The sequence below is a fragment of the Bifidobacterium aemilianum genome (assembly GCF_003315635.1).
Taxonomy (GTDB): Bacteria; Actinomycetota; Actinomycetes; order Actinomycetales; family Bifidobacteriaceae; genus Bifidobacterium; species Bifidobacterium aemilianum.
This window is the reverse complement of record NZ_PDCG01000011.1, coordinates 15267-33101: the sequence shown is the minus strand read 5'-3', so window position 1 is coordinate 33101 and position 17835 is coordinate 15267. Positions and strand designations below refer to the sequence as shown.

Annotated in this window: 10 protein-coding genes and 1 tRNA gene; 2 read left to right on the top strand and 9 right to left on the bottom strand. The window is 64.3% G+C overall.

The features are described 5' to 3' along the window. The first annotated feature begins 666 nt into the window (after positions 1–666). Positions 667–1422 (top strand): alpha/beta hydrolase, encoded by a 756-nt coding sequence (locus tag CRD60_RS07785; RefSeq protein ID WP_113860708.1) that lies wholly within the window; start codon positions 667–669, stop codon positions 1420–1422. Between the two features lie 17 nt (positions 1423–1439). Here the strand turns inward: CRD60_RS07785 and CRD60_RS07780 are convergent, their stop codons facing one another. The 3 genes from CRD60_RS07780 to CRD60_RS08960 form a co-directional block, all read right to left on the bottom strand. Continuing rightward, positions 1440–5351: a murein biosynthesis integral membrane protein MurJ gene (locus tag CRD60_RS07780; protein WP_236630917.1), complete on the bottom strand. Its 3912-nt coding sequence runs from the start codon at positions 5349–5351 to the stop codon at positions 1440–1442. Next, positions 5351–7801: a DUF6049 family protein gene (locus CRD60_RS07775; protein ID WP_113860707.1), complete on the bottom strand. Its 2451-nt coding sequence runs from the start codon at positions 7799–7801 to the stop codon at positions 5351–5353. Before CRD60_RS07775 ends, CRD60_RS07780 begins: the two co-directional genes overlap by 1 nt. A 134-nt stretch (positions 7802–7935) precedes the next feature. Further along, a complete protein-coding gene (locus CRD60_RS08960) occupies positions 7936–8745 on the bottom strand; it encodes an NUDIX hydrolase (protein ID WP_201737249.1) in 810 nt (269 codons plus the stop codon). Positions 8746–8830: 85 nt separating this feature from the next. Between CRD60_RS08960 and CRD60_RS07760 the strand changes: the two genes are divergently transcribed. Then, entirely contained in the window at positions 8831–10246 is a 1416-nt protein-coding gene (locus CRD60_RS07760) for a CCA tRNA nucleotidyltransferase (protein ID WP_113860706.1), read from the top strand. A gap of 117 nt (positions 10247–10363) precedes the next feature. Here CRD60_RS07760 and CRD60_RS07755 read toward each other — a convergent pair whose 3' ends face one another. The 6 genes from CRD60_RS07755 to CRD60_RS07730 all read right to left on the bottom strand — a co-directional run bounded on the left by CRD60_RS07755 (position 10364) and on the right by CRD60_RS07730 (position 17746). Beyond that, positions 10364–10978, bottom strand: coding sequence for a LytR C-terminal domain-containing protein (locus tag CRD60_RS07755; RefSeq protein WP_113860705.1), 615 nt, complete (start codon positions 10976–10978; stop codon positions 10364–10366). Between the two features lie 126 nt (positions 10979–11104). Continuing rightward, positions 11105–12145, bottom strand: coding sequence for a 16S rRNA (adenine(1518)-N(6)/adenine(1519)-N(6))-dimethyltransferase RsmA (gene rsmA, locus CRD60_RS07750; protein ID WP_113860704.1), 1041 nt, complete (start codon positions 12143–12145; stop codon positions 11105–11107). A 118-nt stretch (positions 12146–12263) separates the two neighbouring features. Next, positions 12264–13724 carry an aggregation-promoting factor C-terminal-like domain-containing protein gene (locus CRD60_RS07745; RefSeq protein WP_113860710.1) on the bottom strand — a complete coding sequence of 487 codons (1461 nt, stop codon included), beginning with the start codon at positions 13722–13724 and terminating at the stop codon, positions 12264–12266. Between the two features lie 397 nt (positions 13725–14121). Beyond that, positions 14122–14195, bottom strand: a tRNA-Thr gene (locus CRD60_RS07740). Positions 14196–14291: 96 nt separating this feature from the next. Continuing rightward, entirely contained in the window at positions 14292–15293 is a 1002-nt protein-coding gene (locus CRD60_RS07735) for a DsbA family protein (protein WP_113860703.1), read from the bottom strand. Positions 15294–15484: 191 nt separating this feature from the next. Beyond that, positions 15485–17746 (bottom strand): serine/threonine-protein kinase, encoded by a 2262-nt coding sequence (locus tag CRD60_RS07730; protein WP_113860702.1) that lies wholly within the window; start codon positions 17744–17746, stop codon positions 15485–15487. Positions 17747–17835 lie beyond the last annotated feature (89 nt).

The window sequence follows — 17835 nt, the reverse complement described above, 5'->3', positions numbered from 1 at the left end:
GGGCACAGTCGGTAATCGAGGCGAAGGCGAACGACGAGGGGTGAGGGTCTCAGCGCTACTGGGTGTGAGGTGTGTGGCGGGGGAACGTGAAGTCTGAGCGGCAGGGCAACGCCGAAAACTCGGCGTCATCCTAGGGCCGGGGCGTCAGGTGTGTATAAGAGGCAGGCTCTGCGGTGATACGGTTTGGCCTGTGTCGGTATTATCCGCGATGGTGCGGGTGTTTTCCAGGTTGGTGGCGGTTCTGGTGTGGCGCTGTGTCTTGCTGGCTGCGGTGCTTGTGGCGCTTGAATCCCTCATGGGAGGGGGGGCGTATTTGCTAGCCCTGTGGTGGCCATGCATAGGGTGAGCAGGGTGGCAAAATGGTGCGCGGCATGGTGTTCAGTATCGCTCTGTGGTTCCTCTTGATTGGCGTATCAAACACGTGGGGTTCGTGGGTGTGGCGGGGTCGGCGCAGGCGGGGTGGCACGCTCATGTGTGTCGGTTCGCTGGCTTTGGTGGTGTGCTCCGGGTTGCCTGGCCGATGTCGTGTGGTCTGAATCTTCCCGGTGATTTCAGACCGGGCCGGCCCATAGGTCTAACTGCTGAGCAACATAACAACAATCACCTGAATGCTCACGGGAAGCCACTATCTGCGCTGAGCCTGTGCGGCCTGTATAAGATGGGGGTATGAGTGAAGATTCCAATGCTGCCGATGAAGGCCAGTCACACGCCCTGCCAGGTACTCCCGGCGAGGAACTAAGCGTCAGTCAGGTGCTCTATTCGCGGGGTGGGGGCAAGGCTGCTCCCAGCCGGCCCATGTTCCTGTGCCTGCACGGCTGGGGTTCCAACGAGGAGGACTTGGCAGGCATCATGCGCTATGTGGCCCCCTACAGCGACTATGCCTCCCTGCGGGCCCCGTTGGTGCTGCAGGAGGCTGGAGCCGGTGAGTTCGGCATGGGGTCTGGGGCTTACAGCTGGTTCCATGATGCTTTGCCGGTAGGCGATGACCTTGACCGGGATGCCTTCGCGGCCGCCAGTGCCATCAATGCTTGGGTTGAGGCCAACATCGCCCGCGAGCGTGAGCTGGTGCCGATCGGCTTCTCACAGGGCGGGCTGTTGGCTGTCCACCTGCTGAGACTCAATCCTGAACGCTACCGGGCCGCCATCTGCCTGTCCGGCTTTATGGCAGCGGGCAATGTAGAGGGCAGCGCGCCGGCCGATGAGCGGCTGGCCGCCCTGGAGATTCCGGTCTTCTACGGTTACGGGAAGCAAGATAGCGTGGTGCCCAAGTATGAGATCTTCGCCATGCTGGCCTGGCTGGAGGAGCACAGCTGGCTGACCGTCAAGGAGTACGCCCACCTTGACCACGCGGTGAGCATGGAGGAGTTCGCCGACATTCGTCAGTGGCTCCTGCTCAACAACATCACGTCCGGGGTGCTCTAGAAGCGCGCCCGGCGGGCTCAGTAGAACTGCACCGAATCAATGTAGAGCTGGTTGCCGGGCAGGGTGTCCTCCGGTACCCAGAGTAGATAGTCCTGGACACCCTTGACCTGCGGGAAGGTGACCGTGGTCGTTCCGGAGCTGTCGAAGCTGAATTCGGCCACCTGCTTGCCCTGCTGCGGGTTGTTGGCCGTGCCTGCGAACAGGGCGGCATGGCCGCCTGAGGAACGGATCTTGATCACAAAACGGTAGGCATCGGCCGGCTGGCTCAGGTGCATGTAGTAGCCCAAGCCACGCTGCCCGGCCGGATTGGTCAGGAACTCCTGCTTGCCGATATTCAGTGGCGTGGTGTTCTCGGGCATCTTGGGCTGGGGCACCTTCTTGGCTTCCCGGCTGGCCTGGGTCTTGTCGGACTTCTTAGCCGGCTGATCCTCGTCCTCCACATGGTCGCCGAAGGGCACGTTGCCGATCTCCGGCCAGGGGTCGCCGGATTCGTCGCCGTTGCTTTGACCGCCCTTGATGCCCAGCAGGCCATGGAGGGCGAATCCCAGGGCCGCCAGAACGATCAGGGCCACCACAACTATGGCCACCACCTTGGTGGGTACCCTTCCCAAGAGTGGGGAATCGGCAATATCCTGCCTATCAGTGTTCTCCTCGCTGGCCCCTGCGCCGCTGTTCACGGGCACGAAGCTGGGGGGCATGGCCGTAGGCTCGACCTGCTCCTTGATGGCCTGCTCCTCAGCCAGGGCCCGGGCGGACTCGGCGCCGGGGGCTATGGGCAGGCCGTCCTTGTCGTAGATGGTAATACGGCCGGTGGGTGCGGTGTAATCGGAGGCGAAGACCAGGGCGGTGTCACTGCCCACATCCTCCTTGCCTCTGGCATCGCCTGTGGCGGGTGAGGCCTGGGCGGCCGGCATCTTGAAGTCGAAGCGGTGCTCGGCGCTGGGGGAGCCCACGAAGTCACGGAAGAGGAAGCCGGTGCTGTCGGGCTCGTCGGGCCGGAAGATCTCAGCCATTTCGGAGGCCGCGATGTCGTGGAAGTCAGCCTCCTGGGCCTCGTCCGTCCCTGGTGTGGCTGCGGGAGCCGTCTCCTGGACCGCCTGCTTTTGCCGGGACCGGTCCCTCCACCAGGACCGTAGGGAGAAAGGCCGCTCCGGGCCGGCTGGCTGCCCGGCCGCCTGGTCCGGAGCGGGGGCCAGGGCTGTGGCCACTTCGGGTTGTTCCTGGCTTTGCGGCATGGGGGTCTGACCAAGCAGTTCCTTGGTGAAGGGCAGGACCCTGCCGGCCTCGACAGGTGCGAGTTCGGCCAAGCTGACCGAGGGGTCTGCCAAGGCATCTGACCTGGTCAGGTCGGCTGCCGGCATCTTGCCCACCGCAGTCCAAGGGTCCAGCAGGGCGATGAGTTCGTCAAGGGTTGCCATGCTCAGAATGCCGGCGTCCTCGTTGTCGAACAGGCCCAGGCCTCGCTTGCAGATAAGCCGCATCTCACCGGGGGTGTCTTCGGGCAGGAGCTTGAGGTCGAAGTCCATATGGTCGGTCAGGGGCTTGCGGACCAGCAGGCAATAGAGCACGGCTGCCAGCTGGCGGGTGGCCATGGGCTCGCCATCATCCACGGCTTGGGCCGCATCCGCGTCTGGCTGGCCAAAGCCGGCGGCCCAGTCGGCCAGCATGGGTGAGATCGGCCCATCGGCCAGCTCGATGCCCCGCCTCCTAATCCTGATGGTGCTGGGGGTCAGGGCCCGGTGGAGCAGGAGCCCGTCCCTGCCGGGTTTGACGGCCCGGGCCGTGCTGCCGATGATTGAGGCTATGGCCTTGTAGGTAAGGTTCAGGCCAGTGCTGGGGTCCAGGTATTCGCTGAGTGGGCGCCCCTTGTCGACCTCGGTGACCAGGAGTGCCAGGTCCCCGACCTGCTGCAGGTGCATGACCGGCGTGAAGCGTGGGTTCTTGGACAGGGCCAGGGCCGACGCGATGGTGGAGACCTGGGGTATGGCCTGGGAATCGGCGATGATGAAGAGCTGGCAGTCGCGGTTCAGCGCCTGGTCCTTGGCCAGCCAGGCTTGCAATTCGGGCTCTTCGCGCAGGGGCGCCTCCAGGGTGTACCGGCCGAGAATGACATCTCCCAATTGAGGCTTCATAGTTTTACTGACTCCGTCGAATCTGTGCTGTGCCGGTTCCTGTGGCACTGATGCCAGTGTACCTACGGGACTGGTCGAATCGTCGGTGGAGTGACCAGCGTTTTTCCGCCTTTTGAGACGGCTGCTGATCAGGCCCAGTCCCGACCGCAGTTCATCGGTCCTCAGCAGGTAGAGCACGCCGGTATAGACGGCCGTGATGACCAGGGTCAGGATTATGCAGACACCGATGGCTTGGAACCAGTTCATAGTGCCTGGCTTGCCGCCTGTGGCCAGGCCCTCCTGGAGGGTGGACCCAACCAGGGCGTAGCTGGGCTTGCGCAGCCAGATGCCGGCCATGGTGGCCGCGGCCCCAGCAACCATGGCCTTGCCGTAGGCCAGAGTGATCCGGGGCCCATCCATGCGCTTTTGGAAGGGCTTGCGGATCATGACGATCAGCAGGGGGAAGGCCAGGAGGTAGGAGGCGGTGAGGGACACGCACAGAAGGGTGACCCAGTGCTGAGGCGAGACGAAACGGGTGCCGATCAGGAGCAGGGCCACCTGCAGGCCGGCCTGCAGCACGATGAAGATGAAGGGCTTGCGGCCGTCCTCAAAGGCGTAGAAGGTGCGCTGGATGATCAGGTAGGCCGAGCTCAGGGGCAGGCAGAGCCCTAGGGCCAGCAGGCTTTGTGAGATGAGCAGGGCCTCGGAGATGTGGACCGAGGGCAGGAGGGCCAGGGTGATGGGCGTGGGCATGACCATGAAGGCCACCGAGAAGAAGCACATGATCAGGCCCACGTTGCGCAGGGACCGGCTCAGGTCCTGGCGGGCCAGGTCCAGGTCCTGCTCGGCTATGGCCTGGGAGATCCGGGGGAAGACGGCTGTGGCCACGGAGACCGCGATGAGTGAATAGGGCAGGATGAAAATGGTGTAGGCGTTCTGGTAGGTGGCGTTACCGGCCACGGCGAACTGGCTGACCCCCAGCTGGGCGGCGGCCTTGACCGGTGCGGAGATGGCGATGTTGGTGTTGACGATGGTGGCCAGCTGGTCTATCAGCACGATGCCCACGCTCCAGGCCGCCACCGGCCCCATGGACCTCAGCCCAATGTCTCGCACCCCCCAGCTGGGCCAGTAGCGCAGGCCAATCCTGCGCAGGGGCAGGAAGAGGATCAGTGCTTGGAAGGCCACGCCCAGGGTCCAGCTGCCGGCTGTCAGAGCTATCTTCCCGCTGGTCCAGAAGCTCAGCGGCTCCTGGCCGCTGCGGCCGAAGAGGAAGATGAAGGCGCAGAAGCCCGCGCAGCTGATGAGGTTGGCTCCCACCGAACTCCAGGCGTAGGTGATGAAGTGGTCCTTGGCCGCCAGAATCTGCCCCAGCACCGTATAGAGGCCATAGAAGAAGATCTGCGGCATGCACCAGAGGGTGAAGGAGCTGGTCAGGGCGATCATGTCCGGGCCGCCCTTGCCCGCGTAGATTCGCGTGAGCAGGGGGGTGGCCACGGCGACCAGCAGGGTGACCCCCAACAGCAGGATGATGGCGAAGCTGACGAGCTTGTTCAACCGCTCCTCGGCGTCCTTGGCCTTGAGGGTCCGTACGATCTGCGGGACCAGCACGGCGTTGAAGATGCCGCCGGAGACCAGAGTGAAGACCACCTGGGGAATCATGGAACCGGCCTGGTAGGCGTTGGCGGCCATACCGGTCGTTCCCATGGCCATGGCCAGGAGGATGGTCCGAATCTGGCCTGTCAGGCGGGAGGCGGCCGTACCGGAGGCCATGATCAGCGAATTCCTGCCGACTGAGGAGCTCTTGGAAGATGCCGTCATTATTCGTCAGGGTCCTTCTGCCGGTGGAACTGCCGCCACAGCCCCAAGGCTCCCAGGATCAGGGCCAGGATGATCAGGACGAAGCCGCTCTTGTCGCTGATCTGGAGGCTGCTGGTGATGGAGGTGGTCTGTGGACTGGAGAAATTGTTGCCCTTGCGGTCCTGCAGGGTCAGGCGGGCCTGGGTGCTCCCTGAGGTTGCGACCCGGATATTGAAGGTGGTCTGGACCTCACCACGGGCCGGAATGTTCACGTCGGCGAAACGGGAGGTGGCGATCTCCATGGAATCGGTGATGGAGGAGACCCTGACCGAAACCGGGTAGGGGAGCTTGTTGCTGATGGTGACGGGCATCTTGGCCGTCTCGCTGATGACGTTGATGTTTTCGGTAGGGGTGATGCTGACCCCCTGGAGGAGCCCCTGGCCGATGGCCGAGGAGGCCTTGCCCATCCGCTCTTCCACATCGCCCTCCTTGCCAAGGGCCAGCAGGGCCAGCCGGGACTGGCAGCGCAGAAGCCGGCTGGTCCATTCCCTGCCGTCCTTGGTCCGGTTGACCTTGGCCTCCTGCTTGGCCAGGGACTGGGCGTCGCCCTCGTCCACCTTGGGGCTGGGGTTCTTGGACAGCCTGTCGGGCTGGGCCTGGCTTCGGTCCTCCTGGCTGTGGGGGGTGGCCAGAATGGAATCGGTGAAGCGTTCGATATCCTTACGGCTGGCGGCCAGCTGGGTCAGACCGTGGGTAAGGGTGGATGCATCCGCATCGGTCAGTTTGCTCTCTTGGGGCAGTGATTTCAGGGCCTCGTCTCCGGACTTGTATGCCTCAGTGGAGAAGAGGTCATCCAGACTGGAAAGGGAGAGCCAGGAGGCTCCCCCCACGGCACCCATCAGAGCGTTGATCTGCTGGGCGCTGGCACCTGCCTTCAGGCAGACCAGCACATTGCGGGTGGAATAGGGCTGCTCCATCTGGTAGTAAGCGCTTTGGGCCATGAAGCGGGCGAGCTGCCCGGCCTCACCTGTCTCGGCTAGGGCTTGCTTGCTGCTGGGCTTGCCCTGGGCCAGACCGGTCAAGGTTTCCTGGGCGCTGAGGATGGTGACATCGCCGGCCGAGGTCGGGACCGTATATTTGCCTGTATGGACGGTCGTGGACTTGTTGTATTCCACCCCGCTGTCGGCGATGACCCGACTGTATCCCTGCCGTCTGGCGGTTTCGAGGGCCTTTAAGGTCCATTCCCCACGGCCCTGCCAGGCATAGGCGGGCATGGTGGCCGTCTGGACGCCCAGGGCCTTGTGTTCAGCCTGCTCGGCAGCCTGGGCCGACCACAGGGAGGGGCTGATGCCGGCCGCCTGGTAGTTGGCCTCCTGACCCAAGGCGGCGTAGCCTGTGATGTCGAAGGCGCCCGGCTGCATGGTTCCGCTGGTCTTGGCGGGTACGGAGAGGGCTTGTTGGTAGAGGGGGTCGGCCACGACCTGCAGCTTGCTGTTGTCGCTGATGGCTTTGAGTCTGGCGCGCTCGCTCTTGGTCTTGCAATCGAGGGTCAGGGGCCATAGGGAGGATTCGGAGTCCTTGCCGCCTGGGCTGGCCTTGCCGGTGGCCGGTTCGCTGCCGGAGTCCGCCTGCTTTTGGCCCTTAGCTGCAGGGTTCTTGTTTTCGGCGTCCTTGTCCTGTTGGGCCTTGTCATTGTTGTTCTTGTCTGTGTTGTTCTTGTCCGGGCCGCTGTTGCCTTGGCTGGTCTTATCTTGGTTGGTCTTGTTCTTGCCGTCCTTGCCGTCATCGGCACGCTTGTCCCCCTGCTGGGAGCCGTGGCCGGCAGCTCCATCCTCGTCTTCCACACCATGGGTCAGCAGAGTGTTGATGCTGTCTTGGTCCACCTGCCAGTTCCTGCTGGACAGGGGCAGGACCACCGTCATCTGCAGGGGCGGGGTCTGGGCCGTCTGCAGCCCCTCCGAGGACCGGGTCAGAAAGCTATGGAGGTCCACATTGTGGCCCTTGTCGGTCTGGTATCTGAAGAGCAGGGGCTTGGGCCCCCAGCTGAACATGGCCTTGAGCTGCTCCTGATCGGCGGGAACATCAATGGTCGCGCTGGTCTTGCCCCCGGCGGGAATCGGCGCAATATCGACCTCGCCCAGCAGGTTGGGAACGGCGATGGGCTCGTCGGCCTCGGCCCATTGCTGGATGTCGGTCCGGGAGAGGAAGGTGTAGAAGCTGTTGGTCAGCACTTGCAGGCTGCCTGCTGGGGTCTCCTGATCTGACTCGTTGATCAGGCTGACCTTGGCATGGTAGCCGGATGTGGCGGTCACCAAGGGGGAGGCCTGGTCAAGCTGGATGGAGACCCTGGGCTTGTCGCCTGACCATTGACCATCGTTTCTGCCTGGGGCCGACAGGTCCAGGGCCAAGGCGGCAGAGGGGCTGGCCAGGATGAGGCAGCAGGTAAGCAGGCTGCTGAGCAGGCAGAGCAAGGGCCCTTGCGGACTGCTGGATTTCCTGGGCTGCCGAGGTCGCCTATCTGCAACCACCCTGACGATTGATTCGACCCGGCGGCGCTTATCTTTACAGCGCCCCTTCCTGGGGGGTCGCGCTTGTGCTTCCGGGGTCATGGCTGTGCCTGTTCGTCCTTCTTCTTGGTGTAGAGCCATACTATTTTGCGCTCGTTGGGGTAGCTGAGCACCTGGTCCAGATCGTCGAAGTCGACCCAGGTGGCCTCCTCGGCCTCATGGTCGGGATCTCCCTCCACGGTCAGCCAGCCGCCGGTCTGCCTGAGTACGAAGTGTTGGACCAGCTTGTGGACCCGTTGTTCGGTGCCGGTGAACCAGTAGTCGATGGTGGCTATGGAATCCACCACCTCGCCCAGGATGCCGGTCTCCTCATGCACCTCCCTGACGGCGGTCTGCTCAGGGGTCTCCCCCTCCTCGATGTGCCCCTTGGGCAGGCACCATTCGATATGGCCTGACCGGGAGCGCCGGGCGATGATGGCCACCTGCCGCTGGTCGTTGAAGATGAGACCGCCGGCCGAATATTCGCGCACGACGGGTAGGTCCTGTGCCTCAAGGGAGGCGAAGGATGTGGGGCCATTCTCCTGCCGGTGCCTGGGCATGAGGGCAGGGGTCGGTTTGCCGCCCTGGGCCTGCGGGAGCTCCTGCTGGGAATCCCCAGGCTGGCTGCCGTTGGACACCTTGGTTTCTTTGGACTCCCTGGTCCCCCCGGTCTCCTCCGGTTCCTGGGCCGAATCGCCAGCTGCTTCCGGAGCCTTCTGCCGCTGGTCCACAGCCGACAGATGAATGGCATGGGTGGCTATGACCGTGGATTGGGAACTATAGAAGAGCTGGTCCGGCTCGGCCGGCTTTTGGGTATGCCTGTCCGCGACGTTGGCGATCATACGTGCCAGGTCTGCGGGAGTAGTCATAGTAACAACCATACTCAACGCTATGTGCAGGTGGGGTGACGGTAAGCTGATACTTGCATGAAGTTACCATGGGGAAAGGTTCGGCGTGAATTTCAAAGTGGCACCTGAGGCTATTGAGCTGGGGCAACTGTTCGCTCAGCAGGGTTTTGAGCTGGCCTTGGTCGGCGGCCCTGTTCGTGACATGCTCCTGCACCGGCCCTCCCACGACCTGGATTTCTGTACTTCGGCCCACCCCGGGGAGTTCGAGCCCATACTGAGGTCCTGGGGCCGCGATGGCTTCTGGGATATGGGCCGTAAATTCGGCACCCTGGGCGCGTTGAAACGCAGGGGCGACGGCACTGGGGTCCAGGTGGAGGTGACCACCTACCGGTCCGACCTCTACGACCCGGAGTCACGCAAGCCTGAGGTCTCCTTCGGCGATTCGCTGGACGGTGACCTTTCCCGCCGGGATTTCACGGTCAATGCCATGGCCCTGCGTGTGCCGGACCTGGAATTCGTGGACCCCTTCGGTGGGACGAGCGACCTGGCCAAGGGGGTCCTGCGCACCCCGGTTGACCCCTACCAGTCCTTTGAGGATGACCCCCTGCGGATGATGCGGGCCGTGCGCTTCGTGGCCCAGCTGGGCTTCCACATTGAGCCGGAGACAGCCGAGGCCATCACCCGTATGGTTGAGCGCATAGGGATAGTCTCCTCGGAACGGGTGCGTGACGAACTGGTCAAGATCCTGCTCTCCGAGCGCCCGCGCGACGGGGTGGAGGCCCTGGTCGATTCGGGCCTGGCCGACCTGATCCTTCCGGAGATTCCCGCCTTGCGCTTGGAGATTGACGAGCACCACCGCCACAAGGACGTCTTCGACCACACCATGATGGTCCTGGACCGGGCCGTGGCTCTGGAGACCGGCCCCGATGGCCCCGTGCCCGCCCCCGACCTGACTCTGCGCCTGGCCGCCCTCCTGCACGATATAGGCAAGCCCAAGACCAGGCGCTTCGAGCCCGGCGGCAAGGTCAGCTTCCACCACCATGACGCCGTTGGGGCCAAGCTGACCCGCAAGCGCCTCAAGGCCCTGCACTTCGAGAACCATATGGTCGAGGATGTGAGCAAGCTGGTAGACCTCCACCTGAGATTCCACGGCTATGTTGACGAGCCCTGGACCGATTCGGCCGTCCGCCGTTATGTGCGCGACGCAGGGCCCCTCTACGAGCGGCTCAACCGCCTGACCCGTGCCGACGCCACCACCCAGAACCGGCGTAAGGCCCAGACCTTCGAGGCCGCCATGGACGAGATGGAGGAGCGGGTCCGCCAGCTCAAGGAGAAGGAGGACTTCGAGTCCATCCGCCCAGACCTTGACGGCAACGAGATCATCGACCTGCTCGGCATCAAGCCCGGCCCCATGGTCGGGCGTGCCTACCGGCACATGCTGGAGTATCGCCTGGATAAGGGGCCGGTCGAGCACGAGGAGGCAGTGGCGGAGCTCCGGCGCTGGTACGCCAGCCAGGAGTAGGGCCAGCCCCGGCCGTAGGTCAAGCCGCATCGCCGGCAGAGCTGGTAGAGCTGGTAGAGCTGGTAGAGCTGGAGTCTGCCTGGAAGGGTGGGTGAGCGGGTCTGCGGGTTGCCGGCTTTATTCCGGAATGGCCTTGGGCAGGTTCTTGATGTTGTCGACTGGCTGGCAGCCCTTGATGGACTTGATGGCCGCACCGGCCACGGGAACCTTGCTCTTGCCCTGCAGGTCGGAGAAGGTGGCGCCGATGATGACGTCTACCAGATCATCCTGCCGGTCATCCATGACCATGACGGCATCCGTGAAGTTTCCCTGTAGGGAGTATGCCTGGACGATGCCGTTCCTGCCGAAGCGGACGGTGGTGCGCTCCACTTTCTGGGACTGGTAGTTGCTGACGCTGACCAGGTGGAAGTTGCGGTTGGTCAAAGCGTCGCCCACGGCACGGGCCAGGCCGGAGAACTTGGTGCCGTTGAGGACACGGACCCTGACCTGGGAATTCTGCATGTAGGCGGCCGCGTTGCCGTTCTCGTCCTTGGAGGCGCAGGGGGCCGTCACACCATAGTTGGGCTGGACCTGTGGGTTGGCATGGTCAGACAGCCTGATGACATGGAAGTAGAAGAGGCAGGCGACGATCAGAACGACCACCAAGGCTGCGGCGACAATGGAGAACACCTTGGTCTGGCGCTGACGCACATAGCGTTTACGGGCTTCTTGTTCGTCAACGGACTTCGCCATGACTCGTCTCCTCGGTCCTCTCGGCTGCTCGGGGCCACCTGCCTGGCATGAGGCTTGGGCGGTAACCCGGACATGGTTTTGCTCCAGTTTACCGGCAGTGCATGACTCTGTGGGCTCTAGCCAGGATCAGGACCGCCCCTGGTGGATTTCAGCCTGCAGGGCCTGGGCCAGGGCCACGAATTCCTGAATGGTCAGGGTCTCCCCCCTGCGGCTCGGGTCGATGCCGACCTGGCTGAAGACCTGGCTGGGCACCTGCTTCTTCAGGGCGGCCCCCAGGGTCTTGCGGCGTTGGCTGAAGGCGGCGTCGATCAGGCTGAAGGTCGTCAGGCGCAGGGAGTCTTGGGTCTGGGTCGCTGGTCCGGTCGCTCTTGCGCCCGCTGCGTTCCCTGGACCATCCTGCCCTGCCCCATCGCCGGTCCCATCAAGCCAGTGGGGGCGCTCGCCGGGCAGGCTTTCGTAGCGGCTGAAGGCCACCAGGGCGGAATCGACGTTGGGGGCCGGCCAGAAGACATGGCGACCCACCAGGCCGACGCGCTCGGCCTTGCCGTACCAGGCCAGTTTGAGGCTTGGCGTGCCATAGATCTTGCTGCCGGCTTGGGCGGCCAGCCGGTCGGCGACCTCCTTTTGGACCATGACCACAAAACGGTCCACATACTGGAAGCGTTCCAGAAGGGTCAGCAGGATTGGCGTGGCCACGTTGTAGGGCAGGTTGGCCACCAGGGTCAGGCTGGGCGGGTTCCCGTCGGCGGCCTGGGGCAGGTTCAGGTCGCTGGGCTTGAGGCTCAGGGCGTCCTGGTTGACGACGGTCAGCCGGTCGGCCGCCCCGGGCATGAACTCGGCCACCGTCTCCGGCAGGCGCTGGGCCAGGGGAGGGTCTATCTCCACCGCCCAGACCCTGGCGCCGGTCTCCAGCAGGGCCAGGGTCAGGGAACCCAGGCCGGGGCCGACCTCCAAGACCAGGCTGCCCCGGTCCAGCTGGGCCAGGCGGGCTATGCGGCGGACCGTGCCGGGGTCGATGACGAAGTTCTGCCCGAACTTCTTGGAGGGGCTGATGCCGGCCTCCCCGGCTATACGGCGGATGTCCGCGGCGCCCAGCAGTTGGCCCCGAGCAGGGTCGCCAGTGGGGTCGTCGTTTGCACCGAAGCGGTCAACGGATGATGTGGTCATGACCTTACCTGCTTTGGAAGTTGCGATGACAGTTGGGAAAGTCGGAGGGGCTGGGACAGTCGGGAATACGGAAGGCACCCTGGGCAGGCCTGCCCAGGGCCCGCCGACCTCCGGTAGGTCAGTACCATCCGAATTGTTCCGAGTGCCGCCAGGCCTCCGCGGGTGTGCCGTAGCGACCGGCGATGTAATTCAGGCCCCAGGCGATCTGAATGGAGGCATCATCGTGCCAGTTGGCTCCGAATTGCGCCATTTGGTCTGCCGGCATCGATTGCGGAATACCGTAAGCGTGGGAATCGGGGTTCTCGGCCCACCAGCGCCAGCCTGACTCCCTGTTCCAGAGCTTGACCAGGTCCTCCCAGTTCTGGCCTGACCAGCCATATTGTGCGGCGGCACCCTGGGCATAGACCATGGCCTGGGCCGGACTGGGCCGCCAGAGTCCGGTTGGGGTGGGTTCCGGCGCGGGGGCCGGCGGTGCCGGAGGGGTCTGGTGCTCTACAGGAGCTGGCGGATTGGCTGGTTGACTGGGCTGGGCAGGTGGCGCAGGCTGGGCCGGTTGGGCAGGCTTGCCTGCTTGGGCAGGGCTGCTGCTGCCGCCGTCATCGCCGCCGGAAGTCTGGCCGGAGCCCGAGGACCCGTCGGAGCCGGAGCCTTGGCCGTTCTTGTCGCCCTCCTTGTTCTTGCCCTTGTTGGCATGCTGCTTATCGTCCGTGGAGGCCTGGGATTTATCTGGGCCCACGGCTACGACCTGGTCCAGGGCAGCCTTGGTGGTCGTCTCGGAGACCAGCTGCTCGCTCTCCGCCACCCCATCCACATAGGTGACCTCGAAGACCTGTTCCTTCTCGCCGTTCACGCCGGCCTGGCGTAGGGCGGTCTGCCCGGGCTCCAGGCTCGGGTCGATGATGGTCCGGGACTGGAAGGGGAGGAGGGCCGTACGGGTCTCCCGGCCATGGGTCACCCGCTTGACCCGCAGGATGGTCTTGTCGTCTTCCTCCTCGACTGAGACACGGTCCTCCTTGCCCAGAACGATGGCCTTGGCGTCGAGGATGGAGGCGGCCGGCAGCTTGCCGTCAGCCGCCACGGAGGTCTTGCCGTCGGCGATGACCGTCACCGGGCCGTCCTTGTTGATCACGAAGCCGCCGGTGAGCTTGTCGTAGACATTGCCGATGTTGACCGTGACCTTGGCCGCCTGCTGCTCGTTCTGCTTGAAGAAGCCCAGGAGCTGGTCGGCGCTGGTCGCCACGGTCCAGAAGGGCATGTCATGGCCGTCGATGTTGATGGTGGTCTGGTAGGCCGAGCGAACGGTGACCACCGAATGGTTCTCCAGCCTGCCTGACACCGACGCGGTCGTCTCGACCAGGTCATGGGATCTGACGTCAACACCCTGCTCCTGCAGGAGGCGGGTGGCGCTCATGGCATAGGTCGAGACCGTCTTGGTCTCCCCGTTGACGGTCAGGGCCACGGTCTTGCGTGTGGTGAGCGCGAAGGTCAGCAGCATGGCGAGGACCATGGTCACCGCGCAGATCGCCACGCGGATTCGGCGCAGTTTCACAAAACGCTGTGGAGTCCAACGACGTGCCATCATTCCCCCTTTTCCGGCTAGCTAATGTCTGTGGTCCAGCGGCAACACGGCTGCTGCCTCCGGCACGGTGCAAGTCTAATCGAATATGGTCTGCTGCGGCTGGGAAGTACCCGGTATCGGCGAATTCCCCACATTTCGGGTGGGAATTCAAGCAGGAATGAGCGACCATGCCTGACCATCGGCACTGGCTCTTGGCCGTATACCGTAGGCAAAGAAGGAAAAGGGGCGGGAAAGAAGGGGATCATCCCGCCCCTTGGAGCGGGGCTGGTTGGGGATACCCCGCTACTCACCGCCAGCAGCCTTCTTTGGGGGAAAGGCACTGGCGCTTACTCGCAGTTAGTCGCTCTGTGATAAGGATACTTGCTCCAAGGCATACGCAAATACCCCCATCACATAGAGCCTCCTGTCGGAATCGAACCGACGACCTGCCGCTTACAAGGCGGCTGCTCTGGCCGGCTGAGCTAAGGAGGCCTGCATCCACTCAGCATGTGAATGAACATGCGAATGTCAGCATAGCAGCACCCCAGCCCACACAAGCTGGGCCTGGTAAAACTGTGAGCAATGGACCTATTCTACACTCAGTGGCTTGCCCTTGTCACCTATGGAGGGCAATTCGCCGGTCTTGCCCACCTGCTTTTCGGACAGGCCGATCGACTTGAGCAGGGCCTCCTTGATGTTCGAGGAGCTGGGGACGGCGTTCTGGTCGAAGAAGTGGCCGTTGACCGTGATGGTGGGCGTGGTCATCTTGCCCTTGATCTGGTTGCTGCCCGAGACATTGAGGAGTTCGGGCTTGGTGGGAATGTAGGCCTGCAGGGCCTCCAGCCATTCCTGGTACTCACGGCTGAAGGCCTGGTCGGCGATCTCTTGGGGCACTCCGGCCTTGAGGGCCTGCTCCTTGATCTGCTGGTCGCTGACCGACTTGTAGCCCTGGCCCTCCTCGGGCTGGAAGCCCTCGGCGAAAAGGTTGCTGACGAAGTCCAGGAGCTGGTTGGGGTCGTCGTCATGCTCGGCCACATAGGTGATGGCGCCGGTGGCGCGGCTGGAGTACTCGTCGGTGGACAGACTGTCCAGGCCCACCATGAAATGCTCCTCCAGGTTGATCTGGCCAGCGTTCATCATGGCCTTCAACATGGGGTCGATCTGCCGGTTGAGCGCCCCGCAGCCTGGGCAGAGGGGGTCGGAGTAGAGGCCGATGGTCGGGACCCCTTCGACGGGCTTGTTGTAGCCGTTCTTGGAGATGACAAAACCACCCTCCTTGGTGGCCTTGCTGGGCTTGTGGCTGACCTCCTGAACCGCTGCGTAGGCCTGGGGGTCCGCCTTGGTGCTGGTGGAATCGGCCGACTTGCCGATCTTGGAGGCAATGAGTGGCTTGGCGATGAAGAAGGCGATGACGGCCAGCAGAATGACCGCCAGGGCCACAACGACTGCCCCGATGATGGTCTGCTGCCTGCGCTCCTTGGCGGCCTGCTCGGCCTCCTGCCGTGCCAGAGCCTCCTGCCGGGCCCGTCGGGCCGCCTTGCCCTGCCCCTTGCCGGTCTTCTTGCCTTGTGGATTGCCGCCCTGAGCCATGCTGACCTCCCTGAAGTGCGTGAGTGCACTGTTTTCCTATGCGGGTTTCTGTCTGATGGTTCCACAATACCGGTAGATGCCGTCAGTGGGACCTGAGTAATCTGCTGCGCCCATACTAGCGACGGGCATTGAGCTTGGTGAATCGCGGTGGGCTGATGGTGCGGACTATGTTCCCGTGGGCCCAGTGCCGCTCAGGCCAGCCACCAGGTCAGCGGTGCCCAGTCTATGGCCTGGCTGGTCAGCAGGGAGACCAGGGCCGCCAGGCTTGCCAGGAGCCAGAAGACGAAGAGGATCCAACCCCTGCCAGAGGACTTGCCCCCTTTGGTTGGGGCGGACCCCGATGGCCCTGGATCGGCGGCATTCAAGGTGGCAGGCCCGGTCGCCGGTCGGATTGGACGCAGGCTGCCAGCCCCCAGCCGCAGGAGAGCCGTCTTGGGGCCCAGGGTCGTCAGTAGCCAGACCAGGGTGGTGACCAGGGCCAGGGTCAGGCCGCTGCGGGTCAGGGGTTGGCTGGCGGGCAGGCCGATGGAGGGAAGCCACCGAAAGGCCACCGGGCCGATGGTGACCAGGGGAAGACCCAGGAGCAAGGAGGTGCATGCCAGGCATATCAGCCAGATGGCCAGTCCCAGCAGGGCCCGGGGTAGGGCCAGGGCCAGGGCCTTGACCAGGTGCCAGGGGAGGGAGGCCAGGCGTAGGGCCGCATCCCCGCCCTTGCGCAAGCCTCCCCGGCCCTCCTCCCGCCGCAGCTGGGCCTGCATGTTGAGGCCCAAGGCCAGCAGGAGCCAGAGGGCCAGAGCCGCGATCATCAGGGACCCCAGGGGGAGCCAGGCGGCCAGCAGCCCCAAGGGTAGGGCCATGAGGGCCAGGGGCAGCCTGCCCCGGGCGGTCGTACGAGCACGTGTGAGGGCGGCCGGATTGGGGGAGGGAGGAGGGAGCAGGCCAGGGGACCCCGCCGCCACCGGCCCCGCTGCCTGGGCTTGGGCGTATGGGCCCTGCCCGTTCTGCCCTTCCGGCGGCCCGACATAGGCGGGAGGCTGGTTGCCCGCGGCGGGCATGCTGACCGTCGCTTGGCCGGCCAGACCGGAGGACCTGTCGATGAAGTGCTGCAGGGCCGGGCGGATATTGGGGTCCAGGACCTGGGTCAGCTCCCCATTCTCATCCCTGGCCCAGGTTTCGGTCGCCTCCATGTCCACGCCGGTCTGCGGTTGCCCGGTATCGGCCGCCGATAGGTCTTTGGCGGGCAGGGGCCTGGAGCCGCTGGCGGGTAAGGGTCTGGTTGCGGAGGTCAGTGGCATGGCCGCCGAGGGCATGGGCCTGGTCGCCGCTGCCGGATCCTCGCTCTGCGGGCTGTTCATCGGCAGGGTGGCCGTGGCCCCCAAGGCCCTGGTCCGGCTGGGGTCATGCAGTTCCTGGCCAGGGGAGGCCTGGTCCCAAAGGGTGCGTGGATTGGAGCCGTTCGGCTGCCCGCCATCGGCGGCCTGACTGTCCGAACGGCTGGGGTCAAAAGGGAGGGTCTGCCCCAGTCCGGCAGCATGCTGACCATCCTCATCCGCGTTAGACAAGGGATTCAAGGCATCACGGCTGATGGCCGTGAGCAGGTCCAGGGGTGAGCATCGCCGGCCAGGGTCCGGGTCCAGGGCCTGGCGGAAGGCGCGCAGGGTCTCGGCAGGCAGCCCGGTCAGGTCGGCATTGCCCGAAGCCTCCCGCTCAAGGACCGCCATCAGGGGCTTGCTGCCGAAAACCGGCTTCCCCGTGGCGGCGAAGGCCAGTACCGAGGCCAGGGACCACCAGTCGGTGGCCTCACTGGATTCAGAGCCCTCAATGATTTCAGGGGCTATGAAACCAGGCGTGCCCATAACCAGACCGGTACGGGTCACATGACTCTCACCCTCGCCCATGGCGATGCCGAAATCCACCAGCACAGGGCCCGTGGTCGAGACCATAACATTGGTGGGCTTGATGTCCCGATGGATGATGCCGGCCTGGTGGACCGCCTGGACAGCATCAATCAGCTTGCTGGCCAGTCGCTCCAGATCATCGCCCTGGTAGGGGCCGTTGGCCTGCACATCATCCCGGAGGTTCTTGCCCTCGATCAGCTCAGTGACAATGAAGGCCAGGGCGTCGTCAAGCTCCATATCAACAATGTCGCAGACACCAGGGTGCCGGACCTTCTTCAAGGCCATGGCCTCCCGGCGTAGGCGCTCGCGGGCGCTGAACTGGTCTTCGGACTGGCGCCCACCCGTGGAGCCGGCAGTGGAACTGGCCGCCGAGGACCCAGCCTCCTCCTTGAGGGAATCACGCAGTATCTTCATGGCGAAGACCTGTCCGCCCTCGTCGCTGACCCGCCAGACCGAGCCCATGGCCCCACCTCCCAGGCGCGAAACCAGGCGGTAGCCACCAACCTGTTCTCCGGCCTGAAGGTCCAATGCGTTCAGATCGCTCATGCTGCTCATCCTAGCGGTCAATACCCCCTGGGTCCGTGGACTTGACACAAGCATAGAAAGTTGTCACAGCTCGTTTGCTCTGCTGTCGAATACCTGCA